Genomic DNA, 15,765 nt, shown 5'->3' with positions numbered 1-15,765 from the left:
TCCACTCGAACGCGACCGCGGTCCCGTCGCTCGCCGCCTGCAGTCGACCGGACGTTACATGGCGGTCGACCGACTACTCCCGACGAATGCCACCCCTCGACATTCGCTCCTACACCGCTCGCGCCGAGGCACTGGTCGACGCCTCGCCGCCGACCACCCTGCGGGACACCCGCAGGTGGCTCGTCGAGCCCCTCCTCGAGACGCTCGGCTGGGGCGTCCGGGCCGACTCGTGTCTGACCGATCGGGACGTCGACGACGTCCGCCTCGAGTACGTCCCGACCGTCGACTCGATGCCGGCGCTGTTCGTCGCCGTCGAACCCGCGACCGACTCGCTGGACGGCCGTCGGGCGAACGCACTCAGACGGGCGATGGCCTGGACCGGCGTCGACCGGGCAATCTACACGAACGGTCGCGACTCTCTCCTGCTGGCGGGGACGTCAGATATCGATTACCGCACCGTCCGGCTCGCCGACCTCCCCGACGAGGAGTCGGCGCTTGCCACCTACACGCGATCGACGCTCGGGGGCCGCCTCGAGCGTCACTCGCGGGAGTTGGTCGCCAGACAACTCGCCGTCGAACGGCCGGTCCTCGTCGAATCGATCGTCGACCGGCTCACGGCAGCGACGGCACAGGGTGAGGCCTACGCTCCCGAGTTCGAGGCCGCAGCCGAGCGGTTTCTCGACCAGCTCGTCGTCGCGTTCGCCGAGGAGCAGCCGGCCCCGGGCGACGGCCCGGACGTCTCGGTCCAGTTCAGCGAATCGGCGATCACCGACGACGGTCCGACTCGTGAGGGAACGGCCGAGTCACCGACGGCGGCCGGCGACGCCGCGCTCGAGGCGGCCGACTCGACCGGAGCCGAACACGACGAGTCGACGGACGGATCTCGGGACGGGGGGGCCGACACCGAAACTGACAGCAGTTCGGAAAAACGGGACGACGAGCGGGGCGAGGACGGCGAGTACGTCGTCCGGTTTTTCAACGAGCGCGGGTCGATCGGCGCGATCGGCCACTCGACGTCGGACGGCGCATTGGTCGAGGCTGCCGAATACCTCCTCGATCGCGGTCTCGCCGGGATCGATCCGCCGTGGCGTCCCGACGGGAGCGACCGCGCGGTCCTCAACGACGACCCCGTCGGCGCCGACGGCTCACCGATGGCGGCACCGAAGCGGCTCTCGAACGGCCTCGCGCTCGAGACCGCCGGTAGCGTCGATCAGCGAGCCGCCCGCGTCAAAGCACTGGCTGACCGCGCGGGGCTGCGGGCGATGCTGACCGGCGACTGGGCCGAAGACCGGTGACGACGTGAGCCGGTCAGTAGTTGATGTCGACGGGAACGACGGTGATCACGAGTCGGTCCACGTCCTGACACCGGAGTTCGACGGGATTGTTGCGTTCCTCGACGTCCCAGTCGCCGTACGTGGGGTTCGACGCCCACGCCCGTTCGTAGTCCGTATCGACGTGAACGGTAACGGTTGCATCGGAATACTCCTCGACGCGTCGGACGGGGGATCCGTCCTTGGAGATGGTAAATTCCTGTCCCCCGTCGCTCTGGATCGCCCTCTCGGCCGCGTCGACCGTAACAAACGAGACGATCGCCGTATCCGGCCCCGAACCGTCGGTATTACAGCGCAATTGCGGCCGTTTGGCGACGACGCTTCCGGAGTCGGTGCTTCTGATGACGCCGCCACCCTCGTACGCGATCCGCGTCGAATCGTGTTCGTACGTGAACGTGCCGAGGTCAGTATCGCCCAGCGGATCGTCATTCCCGTCTGCGGTAACGTTGACCGTCGTTCCACCGCCACCGATCGCTACCGTTCCGCCCCGAAGTGAAAGCTCGCCATCCCGTTGTTCGACGCCATCGTAGCGAAGCACGTCGTTGAAGTTGTCCGCGAGCGAGACCATCGCGCGCTCGGCGTTTCGCAACTGTTCGCCCTCCTGATAGTCGGTCATCGCCTGAAAGCCGACCGTCGAGAGCAACCCGACCGAGCCGATGATAATCGCGAACACGAGGACGAACGCGATCATGTCCGATACGGCACGGTCGGCGTCGGACGTCCCGGTCTCCCGAAGGTCGCGGCGCGGGATCATCGCTCCTCCTCCGTAATCGAGATTTCGTCTCCATCGGACTGTATCTCGATGGCTCCGCCAGTCGACGTACCCTCGAGGTCCGCGTCGGTCTTGATTGGGACGTACACGGTGACGTCCACGCTTTGTGCCGTCAGTTTCAGACAATCGGTCTCACCCTCGATCAACGGTCCACAGTTCGATGGGGCTGCAGTTACCGTATATCTCGAACTCCCTGCAGTACGCGGATGAGTGACGGTGGCGTCGACCGTCGTATTCTCGTCTGCGATCTGATCGACGTTACCGATCTCGTTGGCGAGTCGCTCACCGATCGTCTCGAGGGACGACTCGGTACTGCGTTCGCTCTCGATATCAAGCATCGTGCTGGCACTGGTCAACAGCATTGCGATCAGGATGGTCGTGATCCCGACCGTCAGGACGTGCGTGATCGAGATCGAGACCGCACGATCGCGTTCCCTTCGTGACTCGATCATGGCTCCTCCGTCGGGCAATCGGACGCAGTGATCGTTCGATTTCGTTCGTAACTGCTCTCATGAGAATCGTACGTGATAGTAATCGTGGCCCGTGGATCCGAGGGAGTCATATTGACATCCAGATCACTGACATTCACGGCCACCGGCCTCGATTCACCCGTCATGTTGCGATAGGCGTCGTTGAACGCCGACACGTTCGATTTCCCGTTACCTCCTTTCGCGAGCGCACAGCTGACTCCCCGTTCGATCTCGAGGTCGGTGACGGTCGCGTCCGGTCCGCTCTGACTCACCGGCCCCGAAGAGAGGGTCTCGGTATAGAGTACGCCGTTGAAGACGACGACGATCCCCAGAATGATGAACGCGAGCGAGATCGCACCGATGAGGATGATCTGTCCGCGGGGCTGCCGGTCGGCTACCATGCGATCACCCGTACTTCGACGACGTTGTAGAGCGTCTCGTCGTTGCCGTCGGCGACATCAGAGATCGGTCCGCTAACGTTCGAAACGGTTTGATCCGACTGGAGGTCGCCGGTAACGTTTTGATCGTCGTATATCGTGACGGTGTAACTCGCAGTGACGGCGCCCGACGGCGGCGTTCCTTGATCGACCAGGTCGTATGTTTCGTTGGTTTGCGAGTGAAGTTCCACGTTGTAGCTCCGTGTGTCCCCGAATCGCCGTTCTAGGATTGAACCGAGGACGAACTCGCTTTTGAACGTCGACTCGTCGTACGTTACGTCGTCGTTGTCGGCGTCTTCGAATCCGTCATCATGCCAGTGACGAACCATATACGAGAGATTCTCGTCGTCGGCCGTCGCAGCGACGACCAGCGCGTCTTGTATCTCCTGTTGAACATAGGGCTGAACCGCTCGGTCGCCACCCGTCGACGGCGCTACTGCGGCCGATTGCAACGCGAACAGCACGGCCATCAACACGATCATCGCACCGATGAATCCCTCGAGCGTGTAGGCTTGTCCCCGATCCGTCGTCGATCGATACGGAGAATCCATCCCGGTCATATTACCAAACCCTCACGACGAGCCGACAAGCGGGCTCGCAGTCGATTGATTCGTCGAACGTGACGATACGGGCGGACATTTCCGCCGGCTGGTCGTCGTACCGGTCACCGCCCGTCTCGACTCTCGTTCCGTCCTCGAGATTCCAGACGGTCACGTTGACCTTGTCTACCCTGACCTCATCGGACGACCGGAGTCCGAGTTCAGATTCTAAGTCCGCAGCGGTGAACTTGTCGAATTTGGTATCGTCGATCTCGTTCGGCGTTTCGGTCGAGGCGTTGCTGACGATCCGATCGGCGATCCGATCGGCCTGTGCCGTCTCCGCGTCGCCGACCGACGACTCAAAGGGCGTCACGACCGACGGCAGGAACAGAAAGACGAACGCAAGCGCCAGCAGGAAGATCCCGATCCCGATTGCGAAGTCCTGCGTGGTCTGGCCCCGATCGCGCTCGGTCACCGACCGACTCGAGGCCACCAGCGGTCCGCGTTCGTCCCCTCGATCTGGGCGTCGATCGCGCGTTCGGTTCCCGGTCATGTTAGGCCACCAGCGTCCAGCCGATGAGTGCGATTGCGGACAGTCCGATCGCGTACTTCAGGCCGCTCAGCAGGTCCGCGTCCCGGATGTAGCCACAGATGAACCCGGAGATGATCGCCTGCAGCGTCACCGCGTGGAAGAACAACACCGACAGCATATTGACGTCGATGTTCTCGCTCAGGTTCGCCCCCTGCATCGCACCGCCGCCGGCGGCCCCGCCACCGCCACCGCTGTCGCCGGTCTCGAGCCCGGCCATCGTGTCGATGAACTGGGTCTTGAGGATCGCGATCACCGCAAGCACGGTCATGAACGTCATGATGATGATCACGATCTGCATGCGGGTGCGTGACTTGCGTTCGCGTTCGATGTCGTCGTGGTTCTCGCTGGCGGTCGCGGCCGTCCGGAGGACGTCCGAAATCTGGTTCGACGCCTCCTGTGCCTCGGTGATCAGCCGCGTCGTCCTGGCCAGCCGCGGGATGTGATACTTGTTGTTGAACTCGATGAGTGCCTCCGTCAGGCTCATCCCGTAGTTGACCTTCGTGTGCATCATCTCGAACTCCCGGGCTAATTTGCCGCTCGTGGTGTCCGAGACGGCCTTGAGTGATTCCAGCAGCGTCAGCCCCGTGTCGTTGGAACTCGAGAGCTTCCGGAGGTCCTCCGAGAGCTTGTTGACGACGGCGTTTCGGTGCCGGACGTTCCACTCCCGAAAGATCGAGAGCGGCAGCGCCGTGATATACAGCGGCACGTAGAGATAGATGAACGTCCCCCAGATCGGGGCGTCGAGCATCTCGTCCCACGAGGTCGGGGCCGAGCCGTTTACCATCGCCGTAACGACGATGACGAGCGCGATCGGGACGGTCAGTGCGAGGGTGACGAGCGGATGGTCCCGGAAGAAGAGGTGGGGTTGGCGCAGGACTTCGATCGTCTCGTGGGTTCCTTCTCGATTCTTGATCCGGTCGAAGACGCTGTGTTCGCCGGTGAACTGCTCGACGAGGCCGAGACTCAGCAGGCCGCCCTCCTGTCCCGTTTCGGTCCGCTGATCGGTGTTACCCATCGTGAGATAGCCGTCACCGGGTTCGTCGTGTTTGACCGTCGAAACCAGAACGATGAATCCGACGCCGATCATCGGGATCAGGCCGTAAACGACCATATACAGCATCTGGTCCGAGACGTCGGCGTTCGGGATCATCTGCATGATCACCATGATGATGATCAGCAACAGCGGGAACAGCGACAGCGTCATGTACATCTCGCCGAACAGCTCGAGCGTCTCGAGGGTCAGCTCCTGTTCCTGCTTGGCGGTCCGCATGTGCTTTTCCTTCTTGTCCTCGAGGAAGCCCTCCATGTCACCGCCGCTGTTGACGATCGAGAGCATGTCGGTCAAAAACTGCGAGAGGTCGTCGCTGGGCGTCTCGAGTGCCTGTTTTCGGATCGCCGTCCGGTAGTCGATGTCGAAGTACTCCGTCTCCTTGACGATGCTCTGGAACTCCCGGGCGACCTCGCCGTAGGTGTCGTCGGCCTCGGCCATCGCCTCGATGATCTCGAGTTGGTTCAGGCCGCCGACCGAGAGGGCGTACATGAACGAGACCGAATCGGTCAACAGCATGTTGATCTCGCGTTTCCGGCTCGAGGCCCGCGAGTAGGGGATCGCGACCATCGAGCCGAACCCGAACGCAAAACCAATCGAACCGAAAATGAGGCCGCTGAAGAAGACGACTGCGGGGACACGAAGGAAGTTAATGATATCGAGTAACAGCCCCTCCCCGACCGGAATCCCGAGCAACGGCTCGTTCGCAAGCAGTCCGAGCGCGAAGAGCCCGTAGCCGATCATCAGCCCGATCAACCAGAGGCTCAGTCCGCTAATGAAGCCGATGCCGAGCGCTCGGGAGAGGTAGAGTTCGACCGTGTCGGTCATCCGGGCCTGTGCGAGTTTCGTCTCGACGTCCGCGACGAACTCGCTGTCCTCGCCGAACAGCCGGTCGTAGAGCGGGTAGAACCGATCACCGAGGGCGTTGGAACTCGCCGACATCCCCGTCCCGCCGCCGTCGTCCCGTTGGAGGCTCATGTGTCTCCGTCCTCGTTCGCATCTCCGGCGTCGAAGATGCCGTCGTCGTCGCTCGATTCATCTTCCTCATCCCTGAATATCGTCTCGTCATCGTCGTCACCGCCGTCGAAGAGCGAACCGCCGTCATCGTCGTCGTCGGCCTCGTCGCTGAAGATCGAGTCCGACCTCCCGCCGAAGATCGACTCCTCGTCCGCCGCGGAGTCGTCGCCCCCAGCAGACGGGTCGTTCGGCGGCGAGCCGTCCGTATTCGTGGCAGCCGAGTCGGAAGCGGCTTCGTCCCCGTCGCCGCTATCGGGGCCGTCCGGCGGGTCCGAACCGCTTTCGTCGATCTCGATCGTCGGCGGTTCGACCGCCGTTGCGTCCGCGGGCTCGTCGTCGCCCCCCTCATCGACGGCGTCGGTCGCTCCCACGTCGTCCGACGACGGCTCGCCGACGTCGATCGTCGGTGGCTCCGGCTCCGACGGTGACGCCTCGTCGACGTCGACCTCCCCCGACTGTGTGGTCGTCTCGCTCGAGGCGGCCCTATCGGTCGCCGACGCGTCCGTCGATGTGGCCGACGCGGTGTCGCTGTCGGGGGCGTTCGGGGGGTGGTCGCCCCGTGGGCTTCCCTCGTGTCCCCCACCGTCGTCCGATTCCGGATCGAAGATCGAGTCGAGATCGTCCTCGGGGAACATCGAATCGAAGCCGGAGGTGTCGGGCCGGCCCGCCGCGGCCCCGTCCCCACCGGCCGGCCGACCGGACTCCGTCGGCTCCCCCAGTTCGTCGATCGTCTCGCCCATGTCGTCGAACAGGCCGCCAAGATCGCCGTCTTCGGCGTCTTCAGTGGGCATCAGCGCCGAGTCGCGGTCGGCTCGTTTCCCGGATGTCGTGCTGTTGGCGGCGGCCGACTGACTCCCGGTCCGTGAGCGATCCGGCGCGGCGTCTGCGGTCGACGCCTCGGTATCGACCCCGGCAGCGACGGCCGAGTCCTCGCTCGAGCGAGCGCTGGCGCCCGTCGCAGACCCGTCAGCACTCGGCTCGAGTTCGGTGGTCTCGCCGGTATCGGGAGCCGTGTCCGCCGGGGCACCGGCGGCGTCGGCCTCGATACCGCCACCGCCCGTCGCGGTCCCGTCGTCATCCCCGATCTCGAAGCCGGTGTCTTCGCTGAGCCACGCCGGTTCGTCGACAGCCTCGTCGCCACCCTCGACGGCGAACGTCGCGTCGCTATCGCCGAGTTCCCACTCCGTGTCGTCGACGCTCTCGTCGACGTCACCCTCGAAGTCGAACTCGTCGCTGTCGGCCTGGTCGACCTCGATCGTGCTTTCCTCCTCGATATCGCCGAGCGCGCTTGCAAGCCCGCTCGGTACCTTGCCGCGGTACTCCTCGAACAGCGACTCCTCGGCCCGTTCGAGGATGTCCATCGAGATGTTGTACGTCTCGTCGGTCGCTTCCGGCCGGGGGACCAACTCCTCTTTCTCCTGGTCGACGTCGATCAGGACACTCTCCATCTCGCGGAGGTCCTCGAGGCTGTCCTCGAGTTGCCCGTTCGCGATCAGCGTCAGGATGGTGTCGGGATCGTTGATGAACGCTTGGACCGTCGCAGCGACCTGCGCGTACGTGTTCAGCCCGTTCTTGATGAGATAGGCCAGGATGACCTCGCGTTTGAACAGTTCGTCCTCGAGTTTCTCCGTACTCCACCCGCGGTCGAACTGGATCTCCTCCAAGGTGTTCGAGTCACCCATCTTGAGGAACTCGTCGGTCTCGGCCTGCCACTGGTAGACGTCCTGAACGTTGATCTCGTCGTGTTCGGCCTCGTAGTGGTTGATCTCGGTCAGGGACTTGTTTCGGCGGACCTTGTGTCCTTGCACCCGGGTCTGGGTCTGGATCGACACCAGATCCAGCGCGGTGAACATCGTCTTCGAGACGTTGATCGGGTCCGTTGTGAACCGCTTGAGGACTTCGTCGACGGAGTCGGCGTGGAAGGTCGTATACGTAGTGTGACCGGTCGACATGACCTGGAACAGGGTCCGACCCTCCTCGCCGCGAATCTCGCCCATGACGATGTAGTCGGGGCGCTGGCGGAGCGCGGCCTCGAGCAGGTCGAACTCGTCGACATCGCCCTGTTCGTCGTCGGCGAAGGAAGGGCGTGTCACGCTGGCGATCCAGTTGCGCTGTGGCAGTTCGACCTCTCGGGTGTCCTCGATCGAGACGATCTTCGCGCTGCTCGGGATAAACAGCGAGACGGCGTTCAGCGAGGTGGTCTTCCCCGAGGCGGTCCCGCCGGCGAAGATCAGGCTCTTGTGGTTCTCGATGGCCAGCCAGAGGAAGGCCATCTCGTCGAGCGAGAAGGTGTTCCAGTTGATGAGGTCGATCGGCGTGAAGGGGACGTCCTTGAACTGGCGGATCGTGTAGTTGGTCCCGTGATCGGACACCTCCTCCCCGAGGGTCAACTGGGCACGCGAGCCGTCGGGCAGGGTCGCGTCGACCTGCGGGAGCCGCTTACTAATGCCTTTTCCGGACCGCTGTGCGAGCTTGACGACGAAGTCGTCCAGTTCGTCTTTCCCGTGGTAGATGTTCGTGATGATCTGTTCGTACTCGGAGTGATAGACGAACACCGGCGAGTTGTAACCGTCGACGGAGATGTCCTCGACATTGATGTCGTGTTTGATCCCGTCGATCCGTTCGTAGCCGATGAAGTCGCGTTTGAGCAGGTACAGCAGCTTCTCGACCTGATACTCGCTCAACGTGTCCGGATCGTCCGCGAGGATCGCCGGCTCGGGCCGGACCTCGATCCCATCGAGTTGACTCGGACCGACGTCTTCGACCTCGACGTCCTCCGGATCGTCGAGGAGGCCACGGAGCGTCTCGAGCATGCTTTTCGACGCCTTCTCGGAGGTCGCCTCGAAGAGATCGTACCGCTCGAGCAGCCGTCGGGTTTCGTCCTCGATGACCGTCCGCCGGCCGTCCTCGGTCGCTTTCTCCTTGATTCCGTCCTCGGAGTATTTGATGGCCGTCCTGAGCTTGCCCGAGAGGAACTCCTTGAGTTCCGTCTCGATCTCGTTCTGGTAGGGCTCGACCATGTAGTACTTCTTCTCGTTTTCCTTTTCCGAGTGGAAGATGACGACGAAGGCGTAGGGTTTGTTGACCCAGTAGCGCTCGACCTCACGGAAGTGAGTCTTCTTCTCGAAGGGAACCGCCTTCTCGAGATCGTATCGGTTCGAGACGGTCGTATTGCCAGCAGCCGTCGAGAAGAACTCGTCTTCATCGATCTCGTCCTGGATGTTGACGGTCCGTTCCTCGACGATGTCGTCGAGTTCCAGCGCGGCGTCGTTGCCCGCCGCGAGCCGGTTCTCGAGGGTCTCGGGATCGAAACCGAGCGCCTCCTCCCTGTCGTGACGGACGATCTCGCCGTCGCCGTCCCGCGGACGGCTCCCGTCGTCCTCGTAGTAGTACTCCCACTTGTAGTGTTCCCACGTCCAGGTGTCCTTGACGACCGGCGTCGTCTCGGGATTGGCGTACTCCCAGTAGGCGTCCCAGATCGTCTCGCCGTTGTCTCCCGCAATCGGGAGGACGGTGTCCTCGAGGTCGTCGGGGTGGTGACCGAGGTATTCCTCGGGGTCGAACTCGACGTCGTTCCAGTCGTCCCCGCTCGGGACGACCGACCCGACGTCCTCGTCGGTGTCGAGCCCGAGCTGGTCGTCGCCCTCCGCGGGCTCGTCCGGGTACAGGTCGGCGACCTCGTCCCCGTGTCCGTGTTCCTCCATGAACGCTTCCCACGTGTACTCGCCGACGCGGACGCTCGAGTCCCGTTCCGACGGCTCGTGGGTCCGCTCGTCTTCCGACGCAGGGTCGGACGCTTCCCCCTCAGAAAAGTCCCCGGCGTCCGATTGGTCGGCCTCGTCAATAGCCATTGCCCCTACACGAACGCTCACCCCTCAAAAAATTCATCCACCTATTACCAGTTCTGATAATTCGCTGTCCTGCTGTTTTCTATCGGTTACAGCTCGCTCGAGGTGGATTTAGGTTCACCGATTGACACGCTGACAACGGTGTCCGTTGGGGGAAGCCGACAGTCGACGGCCAGCCGCGCGAAAAGCTTGACGTGGGTACCCACGAAACGAGGGACCGATGAGCGACCTCTTCGATCTCGAGGGACGAGTTGCAGTGGTAACGGGTGGCGGTCGCGGCATCGGCCGCGCGATCGCCGTCGAGTTGGCGAACGCGGGTGCAGCGGTCGTCCCGAGCGCCCGATCGACGGGCGAGATCGAGTCCGTCGCCGCGGACATCGAGGCCGCAGGCGGCGACGCCGTCGCCGTCCCCGCGGACGTGACCGATCCCGACGCCGTGGGCGACGTGATCGACCGGGCGGCCGACGAGTTTGGCGGCGTCGACATCGTCGTCAACAACGCCGGCTTCAACCCCGACGACGCGCTGGGTCGACCCGAAGACGTCGAGACCGAGAGCCTCGATCGGGTGCTAGACGTCAACCTGAACGGGGCCTACGAGGTCACCCACGCCGCCGCCGACTACCTCCTCGAGAGCGACGGCGGCTCGGTGATCAACGTCGCCAGCGTCGGCGGACTGGTCGGCCTGCCGCGCCAGCACCCCTACGTCGCCTCGAAACACGGACTGGTCGGGCTCACCAAGAGCATGTCCTTAGACTGGGCCCCCGAGGTCCGGGTCAACGCCGTCGCACCGGGCTACGTCTCGACAGAACTGACCGAGGACCTCGAGGACAACGACCGCCTCCGCCAGTCGATCGTCGATCGCACGCCGCTGGATCGGTTCGCCGATCCCGAGGAGATCGCCGGCCCGGTCGTCTTCCTCGCGAGCGACGCCGCCAGCTACGTGACCGGTTCCGTCCTCGCGGCCGACGGCGGCTGGACGGCTCGATAACTCCCCGAACCGATCAGGTTCGGTTCGAGCAGTCCTTCATAAAAAATCACGGGGTAGTTGTGACCGCGCGGGTGTTCTCCAAACGCTTAGCCTTCGATCGGAGGTATCCCCACTATGCGCTACAATGACAGTGACCAAGCACGCGAGGTCGCAGCGCGTACCAACGACTTGATGGAGGAGGTCGTCCTCCCGATCGAACGCGAACGAGCCGGCGGGATGGCCGTCTCGAGCGGCACCATCGCGGAACTTCGCGAAGCCGCCCGCGAGTACGACGTCTACGCACCACAGATCCCCGAGGAGTACGGCGGCATGGGGCTTTCCTTCCGCGACTCGCTCCCGGCCTTCGAAGAAGCGGGCCGGAGTCTGCTCGGACAGATCGCAATGCGGGTCGACGCCCCCGACGAGGGGAACATGCACTTGCTCGAGTTGGCCGGCGACGAGTTGCAGAAAGAGACCTATCTCGAACCGCTCGTTCAGGGCGAGATCAAGTCCGGCTTCTCGATGACGGAGCCGATGCAGGGGGCGGGGTCGGACCCGAAGATGATTCAGACCACCGCCGAGAAAGACGGCGACGAGTGGGTCATCGACGGCCACAAGTGGTGGACGACACAGGGGGTGGAGGCCGACGTGCTGATCGTCCTCGCCCGAACCGATCCCGAGGCGCACCCCTACGAGGCCTGTTCGCTCTTCCTCGTCCCCGCCGACGCCGACGGCGTCGAGGTCGTCCGCGACGTCCCACACATGGGCGGCGGCAATCACGGCACGTCCCACGCCGAGATCCGCTACGAGAACGTCCGCGTTCCCGAGGAACACCTGCTGGGCGAACTGAACGAGGGCTTTACCCACGCCCAAGAGCGGCTCGGCCCCGCTCGCTTGACCCACTGCATGCGCTACTCCGGGATGGCCCAGCGGTCGCTGGACATCGCGAAGGCCTACATCAGCGAGCGCCGGGGCTTCGATTCGACGCTGTCGGACAAGCAGTCGCTCCGACACCGGATCGCCGACGCCGAGACGAAACTCCACATGGCCCGGACCGGGATCCGCGACGCCGCCGACCGGATCGCCGCCGGCGACGAGGCCCGCGTCCCCGTCTCCATGTGCAAGGTCTTCTCGGCCAACGTCACCCAGGAAGCCGTCGACCTCGCCGTACAGTGTTGCGGTGCCAACGGCATCGGAAAGGACCTCCCGCTGTCGGATTTTTACGAATCCGTCCGCCAGTTCCGCATCGTCGACGGTGCTGACGAAGTCCATCGCCGAGTCATCGCCCGCGCTGCCTTCGAGGACGTCCCCGAGGAGGAACTCGAGCCGTTGACCCGCTTTGGCGATCCGAACCGGGACCGAAGCGCCGACCACTGACAGACCGTTCGCTGCAGCGTTTTTCGTCTGCCCCCGTCGGACCCCCCCCCCTGCCCCCTCTCGAGTGGCACGATCGGCTAGGGGCGGAATCGTTGGTCACCGGCCGAATCATTCCGGTGTCGTCGCCTCGAGAGTCGGCCGTCGGGGTTCGACGGGCGATCGATTTCGCCCGGGATCGCCTCGAGGATGTGAACGGCAGGCGTGGCGGTTCACTCCCTATTCGCTGTATGGGCGTGGCGGGATCGAACCACGCGAACGCTCGCTTCGCTCGCCGTTCTCTCATTCGAATCCCGCCATGCCGGTTCACTCGCCACTCCGTGGCTCGTTGTACGGGCGTGGCGGGATTCGAACCCACGATCAGAAGGTTAGGAACCTCCTGCCCTGTCCGCTAGGCCACACGCCCCGGCGGAAAAAGAACGTTAGTTGGTCTCCGTCTCGGTGGTTGTCTCGTCTTCGGTGGTGACGGGCTCGGTGTCGACGAACTCCTCGTCGTCGGTGGTCTCGCCCTCACTGACGGTACCGCCCTCGCGCATTTCCTCGAGTTCCGATTCGACCTTTTCGCGGCCCTTCTGGAACTCACCCATCGCCTCGCCGGTCGATCGCGCGAGCTTCGGGATCTTGTTCGCCCCGAAGAGCAAGACCGCGATGACGAGAATGATGGCGAGTTCCGGAGGCCCCATGCCGCCGGGAATGAACAGCGGTGTGATTTCGGCTACCATCTCTATGCGTAGCTTACCCGCTGGCAATTATAACCTTTTTGGAGCAATAAGGTAAGCATGCGGCCGCGACAGTCCGTCTGAGCGCACAGTTCGGTCTTTTCATCGGTCTCGAGTCGACTGACGCCGCTCCCGTCGATCGGTCGTCGAATCCCGACGGCGAACCGACCCGATCGGACCGCATCGCTTCCGGGAGCGAAACTGTCTTTCCGGTTTGTACGTAACGGTCAGACGATGGCAGCAACCGGAGACGCCGCACCCGACTTCACCGCACCGCTCGCAAACGGCGACATCGAGGAGTTCTCCCTCTCGGAGCGCCTCGAGGACGAGGCACCGGTCGTCCTCGCCTTTTTCCCCGGCGCCTTTACCGGCGTCTGTACCACCGAGATGTGTACGTTCCAGGACCGGCTGGCCGCGTTCAACGACCTCGACGCCACCGTCTACGGCGTCAGTCGCGACTCGCCGTTTACCTTGAACGAGTTCCGCGAGCAGAACGGTCTCGAGTTCGGCCTCATCAGTGACTACAACAAGGAGATCATCGACGAGTACGACCTCTCGATGGACTTCGCCGACCTGGGCGTCCACGGCGTCGCCAAGCGCTCGGTGTTCGTCGTCGACGGCGACGGACAGATCGCTTACTCGTGGGTCAGTGACGATCCCGGCGTCGAACCCGACTACGACGAGGTCGAGGCCGCCGTCGAGGACCTGTCGTAACGCCGGTTCGGAACGGAACCCGTCGCAGGGCTTTTTTAGTCAGCAACCGAGGAGTACGTATGAGCGATTCTGCCGCCGCCGAGGATCCCTACCACGTCTACACCCCCGACGACGATCACCACTTTCCCGACGGGAAACTGCACCGCGTCCTCGAGTTCATCGAGACCGACGAGGAGATCGCGGCCTATCTCGAGGCCCAGAACGTCAACGCGGTCGATCGGATGCAGTACAACGATCACGGTACCAAACACATCGAGATCGTCCGCAATCGGGCACTGTGTCTCTACGACCTGCTCAAGGCCGGCGACGTCGACTTCAACGGCGCGCGCCAGCAGGGGCTCGACGAGGAAGACGAGGCGGTCATCATCGCGCTGGCGGCGACCCTACACGACGTGGGCCACGTCGTCCACCGCGACAGCCACGCCTACTACTCGATCCCGCTGGCCGCGGACATCCTCGAACGAATTCTCCCCGAGTTCTACGGCGTCGCCGACCGCGTCCGGATGAAAGGCGAGATCCTCCACGCGATCCTCTGTCACCACACCGCCGAGACGCCCCTGACGACCGAGGCCGGCGTCATCCGCGTCGCCGACGCGCTGGATATGGAAAGCGGCCGTTCGCGGATTCCCTACGAGTCCGGCGGACGCGGAATCAACACCCTCTCGAGCCAGGCGATCAAACGCGTCTCGCTCCAGCCCGGCGATACCACGCCCGTGATGGTCGAGATCGCGATGACCAACGCTGCCGGCGTCTACCAGGTCGACAACCTCCTCAAGGCGAAACTCGAGGATTCGGGGCTCGAAGAGGAGATTCGCATCGTCGCGGTCAACACGAACGAAAACCACGAACGGCTGGTCGAGCGGATCGAACTCTAAGGAACGAACTTTTGCTCTGCGGACCGGCTTCGCCGGCCCTCGGCAAAATCTCGAGAGAGCAGAACTCTCTCGGACCTCGCGGAGCTTCGCTCCGCTTAGCTTCGATGAAAAGCACCGGAAGACGCGTTGCGTCTTCCGAGCCTCGTTCACTCCGTTCACGAGGACACTCTTCCTTCCGTTCCGACCCGCGGCGCGGGTCTCCACGTCAGTCGTCGGCCCGCTCGCTCGGCCTCCGGCCTCGCTCGCGGTCGTAATCGGGTGACGGCCTGCCCTCCCTCGGGTCGCGAGGTCCTCGCAGCACTCGGACCTCGCTCTCGGCCGTTCGATTTGGCCGAGTATCCGTTACGCGAGTTCGTATCGGCCGTCCCGGCGCTCGAGGTAGCCCCGCTCCCGAAGGGTCCCCGTAATCGAGAGGACTGTCCCTTTCGTGACGGCGAGGTCGTCACGGAGGTCGTCCGCGGTCGCACCGTCGGCCGCGGCGAGATACAGGAAGACGAGTTTGGCGCGGGCGGAATCGAGATCGGTCGGCAGCGATACGTCCGGTGTCGTCGTCGCTGATCGTGTCATACCGAACCCTGTATTTTTCGACGATAATAAATGGTCTCTACAACGATCGTCGAAAGAGGGCGGCGAGCGAGTATCACTCGTGTCGATAGATAGTACGTCGATAGTCGAAAACTGACAGTCAGACCGATAGGCTGCCCTCGAGCGGTTGTATAGGCGATCGTCGTACCGTTGTTGGGTGCTACCGAGCAACGAGATTACGAGAGTTGATGCATACAGACCGACCGCTTTTGTGGACGGATTCGAGAGTAGTAGCAGATGACGACCCAGCTTACCGTCCTCGCGTTGCTCACCGGAGTGGTGACCGGCGCGCTGTTTCGGTTTCTCAACGTCCCGATCCCGGCCCCGCCGGAACTCCCGGGCATCATGGGGGTCGTCGGGATCTATCTCGGCTACAAACTGATCGCGTACTTCGATCTTGGGATCGATCTCGTCGAGACGCTCGGACTATAGTAGCCACTCAACGTCATTGCACACCTGATCGCACGACAGCGCTGC

The 15,765-nt window shown here is 63.5% G+C and carries 15 protein-coding genes and 1 tRNA gene; 6 read left to right on the top strand and 10 right to left on the bottom strand.

Annotated features, from left to right (window positions below):
• The first annotated feature begins 86 nt into the window (after positions 1–86).
• A complete protein-coding gene (locus tag A6E15_RS10505; protein ID WP_076146074.1) occupies positions 87–1,295 on the top strand; it encodes a hypothetical protein in 1,209 nt (402 codons plus the stop codon).
• Between the two features lie 13 nt (positions 1,296–1,308).
• Here A6E15_RS10505 and A6E15_RS10500 read toward each other — a convergent pair whose 3' ends face one another.
• From A6E15_RS10500 to A6E15_RS10470, 7 genes are read right to left on the bottom strand one after another with little or no spacing between them, the layout of a single operon-like run.
• Positions 1,309–2,085, bottom strand: a complete 777-nt coding sequence (locus A6E15_RS10500; protein WP_076146072.1) for a DUF7289 family protein — start codon at positions 2,083–2,085, stop codon at positions 1,309–1,311.
• Positions 2,082–2,555 carry a DUF7266 family protein gene (locus A6E15_RS10495; protein WP_076146070.1) on the bottom strand — a complete coding sequence of 158 codons (474 nt, stop codon included), beginning with the start codon at positions 2,553–2,555 and terminating at the stop codon, positions 2,082–2,084. Before A6E15_RS10495 ends, A6E15_RS10500 begins: the two co-directional genes overlap by 4 nt.
• The gene (locus tag A6E15_RS10490; protein WP_076146068.1) at positions 2,552–2,974 is read right to left on the bottom strand and encodes a hypothetical protein; all 423 of its coding nucleotides are present in this window, start codon (positions 2,972–2,974) and stop codon (positions 2,552–2,554) included. Before A6E15_RS10490 ends, A6E15_RS10495 begins: the two co-directional genes overlap by 4 nt.
• Positions 2,968–3,570, bottom strand: a complete 603-nt coding sequence (locus A6E15_RS10485) for a DUF7288 family protein (RefSeq protein ID WP_076146067.1) — start codon at positions 3,568–3,570, stop codon at positions 2,968–2,970. Before A6E15_RS10485 ends, A6E15_RS10490 begins: the two co-directional genes overlap by 7 nt.
• 1 nt (position 3,571) lies before the next feature.
• Positions 3,572–4,102: a DUF7287 family protein gene (locus A6E15_RS10480; RefSeq protein ID WP_076146066.1), complete on the bottom strand. Its 531-nt coding sequence runs from the start codon at positions 4,100–4,102 to the stop codon at positions 3,572–3,574.
• Position 4,103: 1 nt separating this feature from the next.
• Positions 4,104–6,167 (bottom strand): type II secretion system F family protein, encoded by a 2,064-nt coding sequence (locus tag A6E15_RS10475; protein WP_076146065.1) that lies wholly within the window; start codon positions 6,165–6,167, stop codon positions 4,104–4,106.
• The gene (locus A6E15_RS10470; protein WP_076146063.1) at positions 6,164–10,057 is read right to left on the bottom strand and encodes an ATPase, T2SS/T4P/T4SS family; all 3,894 of its coding nucleotides are present in this window, start codon (positions 10,055–10,057) and stop codon (positions 6,164–6,166) included. Before A6E15_RS10470 ends, A6E15_RS10475 begins: the two co-directional genes overlap by 4 nt.
• 217 nt (positions 10,058–10,274) lie before the next feature.
• Here A6E15_RS10470 and A6E15_RS10465 point away from each other — a divergent pair, with 217 nt between their 5' ends.
• Together A6E15_RS10465 and A6E15_RS10460 are read left to right on the top strand one after the other, a co-directional pair.
• Complete coding sequence (locus tag A6E15_RS10465; protein ID WP_076146061.1) at positions 10,275–11,042, top strand: SDR family NAD(P)-dependent oxidoreductase; 768 nt, start codon at positions 10,275–10,277, stop codon at positions 11,040–11,042.
• Positions 11,043–11,156: 114 nt separating this feature from the next.
• Positions 11,157–12,398 (top strand): acyl-CoA dehydrogenase family protein, encoded by a 1,242-nt coding sequence (locus A6E15_RS10460; RefSeq protein ID WP_076146060.1) that lies wholly within the window; start codon positions 11,157–11,159, stop codon positions 12,396–12,398.
• A 330-nt stretch (positions 12,399–12,728) separates the two neighbouring features.
• Here the strand turns inward: A6E15_RS10460 and A6E15_RS10455 are convergent.
• A tRNA-Arg gene (locus A6E15_RS10455) sits at positions 12,729–12,801 on the bottom strand.
• Positions 12,802–12,817: 16 nt separating this feature from the next.
• Complete coding sequence (locus A6E15_RS10450; RefSeq protein WP_076146058.1) at positions 12,818–13,117, bottom strand: Sec-independent protein translocase subunit TatA/TatB; 300 nt, start codon at positions 13,115–13,117, stop codon at positions 12,818–12,820.
• 231 nt (positions 13,118–13,348) lie between these two features.
• On the opposite strand from A6E15_RS10450, the gene A6E15_RS10445 reads away from it, so the two are divergent.
• Together A6E15_RS10445 and A6E15_RS10440 are read left to right on the top strand one after the other, a co-directional pair.
• Positions 13,349–13,828 (top strand): redoxin domain-containing protein, encoded by a 480-nt coding sequence (locus A6E15_RS10445; protein WP_076146056.1) that lies wholly within the window; start codon positions 13,349–13,351, stop codon positions 13,826–13,828.
• Between the two features lie 59 nt (positions 13,829–13,887).
• On the top strand, positions 13,888–14,703 hold the full coding sequence (locus tag A6E15_RS10440) for an HD domain-containing protein (RefSeq protein ID WP_076146055.1): 816 nt from the start codon (positions 13,888–13,890) through the stop codon (positions 14,701–14,703).
• 342 nt (positions 14,704–15,045) lie between these two features.
• On the opposite strand, the gene A6E15_RS10435 is transcribed toward A6E15_RS10440, so the two are convergent.
• Entirely contained in the window at positions 15,046–15,270 is a 225-nt protein-coding gene (locus tag A6E15_RS10435; RefSeq protein WP_076146053.1) for a helix-turn-helix domain-containing protein, read from the bottom strand.
• 255 nt (positions 15,271–15,525) lie between these two features.
• Between A6E15_RS10435 and A6E15_RS10430 the strand changes: the two genes are divergently transcribed.
• Positions 15,526–15,720, top strand: a complete 195-nt coding sequence (locus tag A6E15_RS10430) for a XapX domain-containing protein (protein ID WP_076146052.1) — start codon at positions 15,526–15,528, stop codon at positions 15,718–15,720.
• Positions 15,721–15,765: the final 45 nt, after the last annotated feature.

It is taken from the genome of Natrinema saccharevitans (assembly GCF_001953745.1).
GTDB classification, from domain to species: domain Archaea; phylum Halobacteriota; class Halobacteria; order Halobacteriales; family Natrialbaceae; genus Natrinema; species Natrinema saccharevitans.
This window is presented reverse-complemented; position numbering and strand designations above follow the sequence as displayed.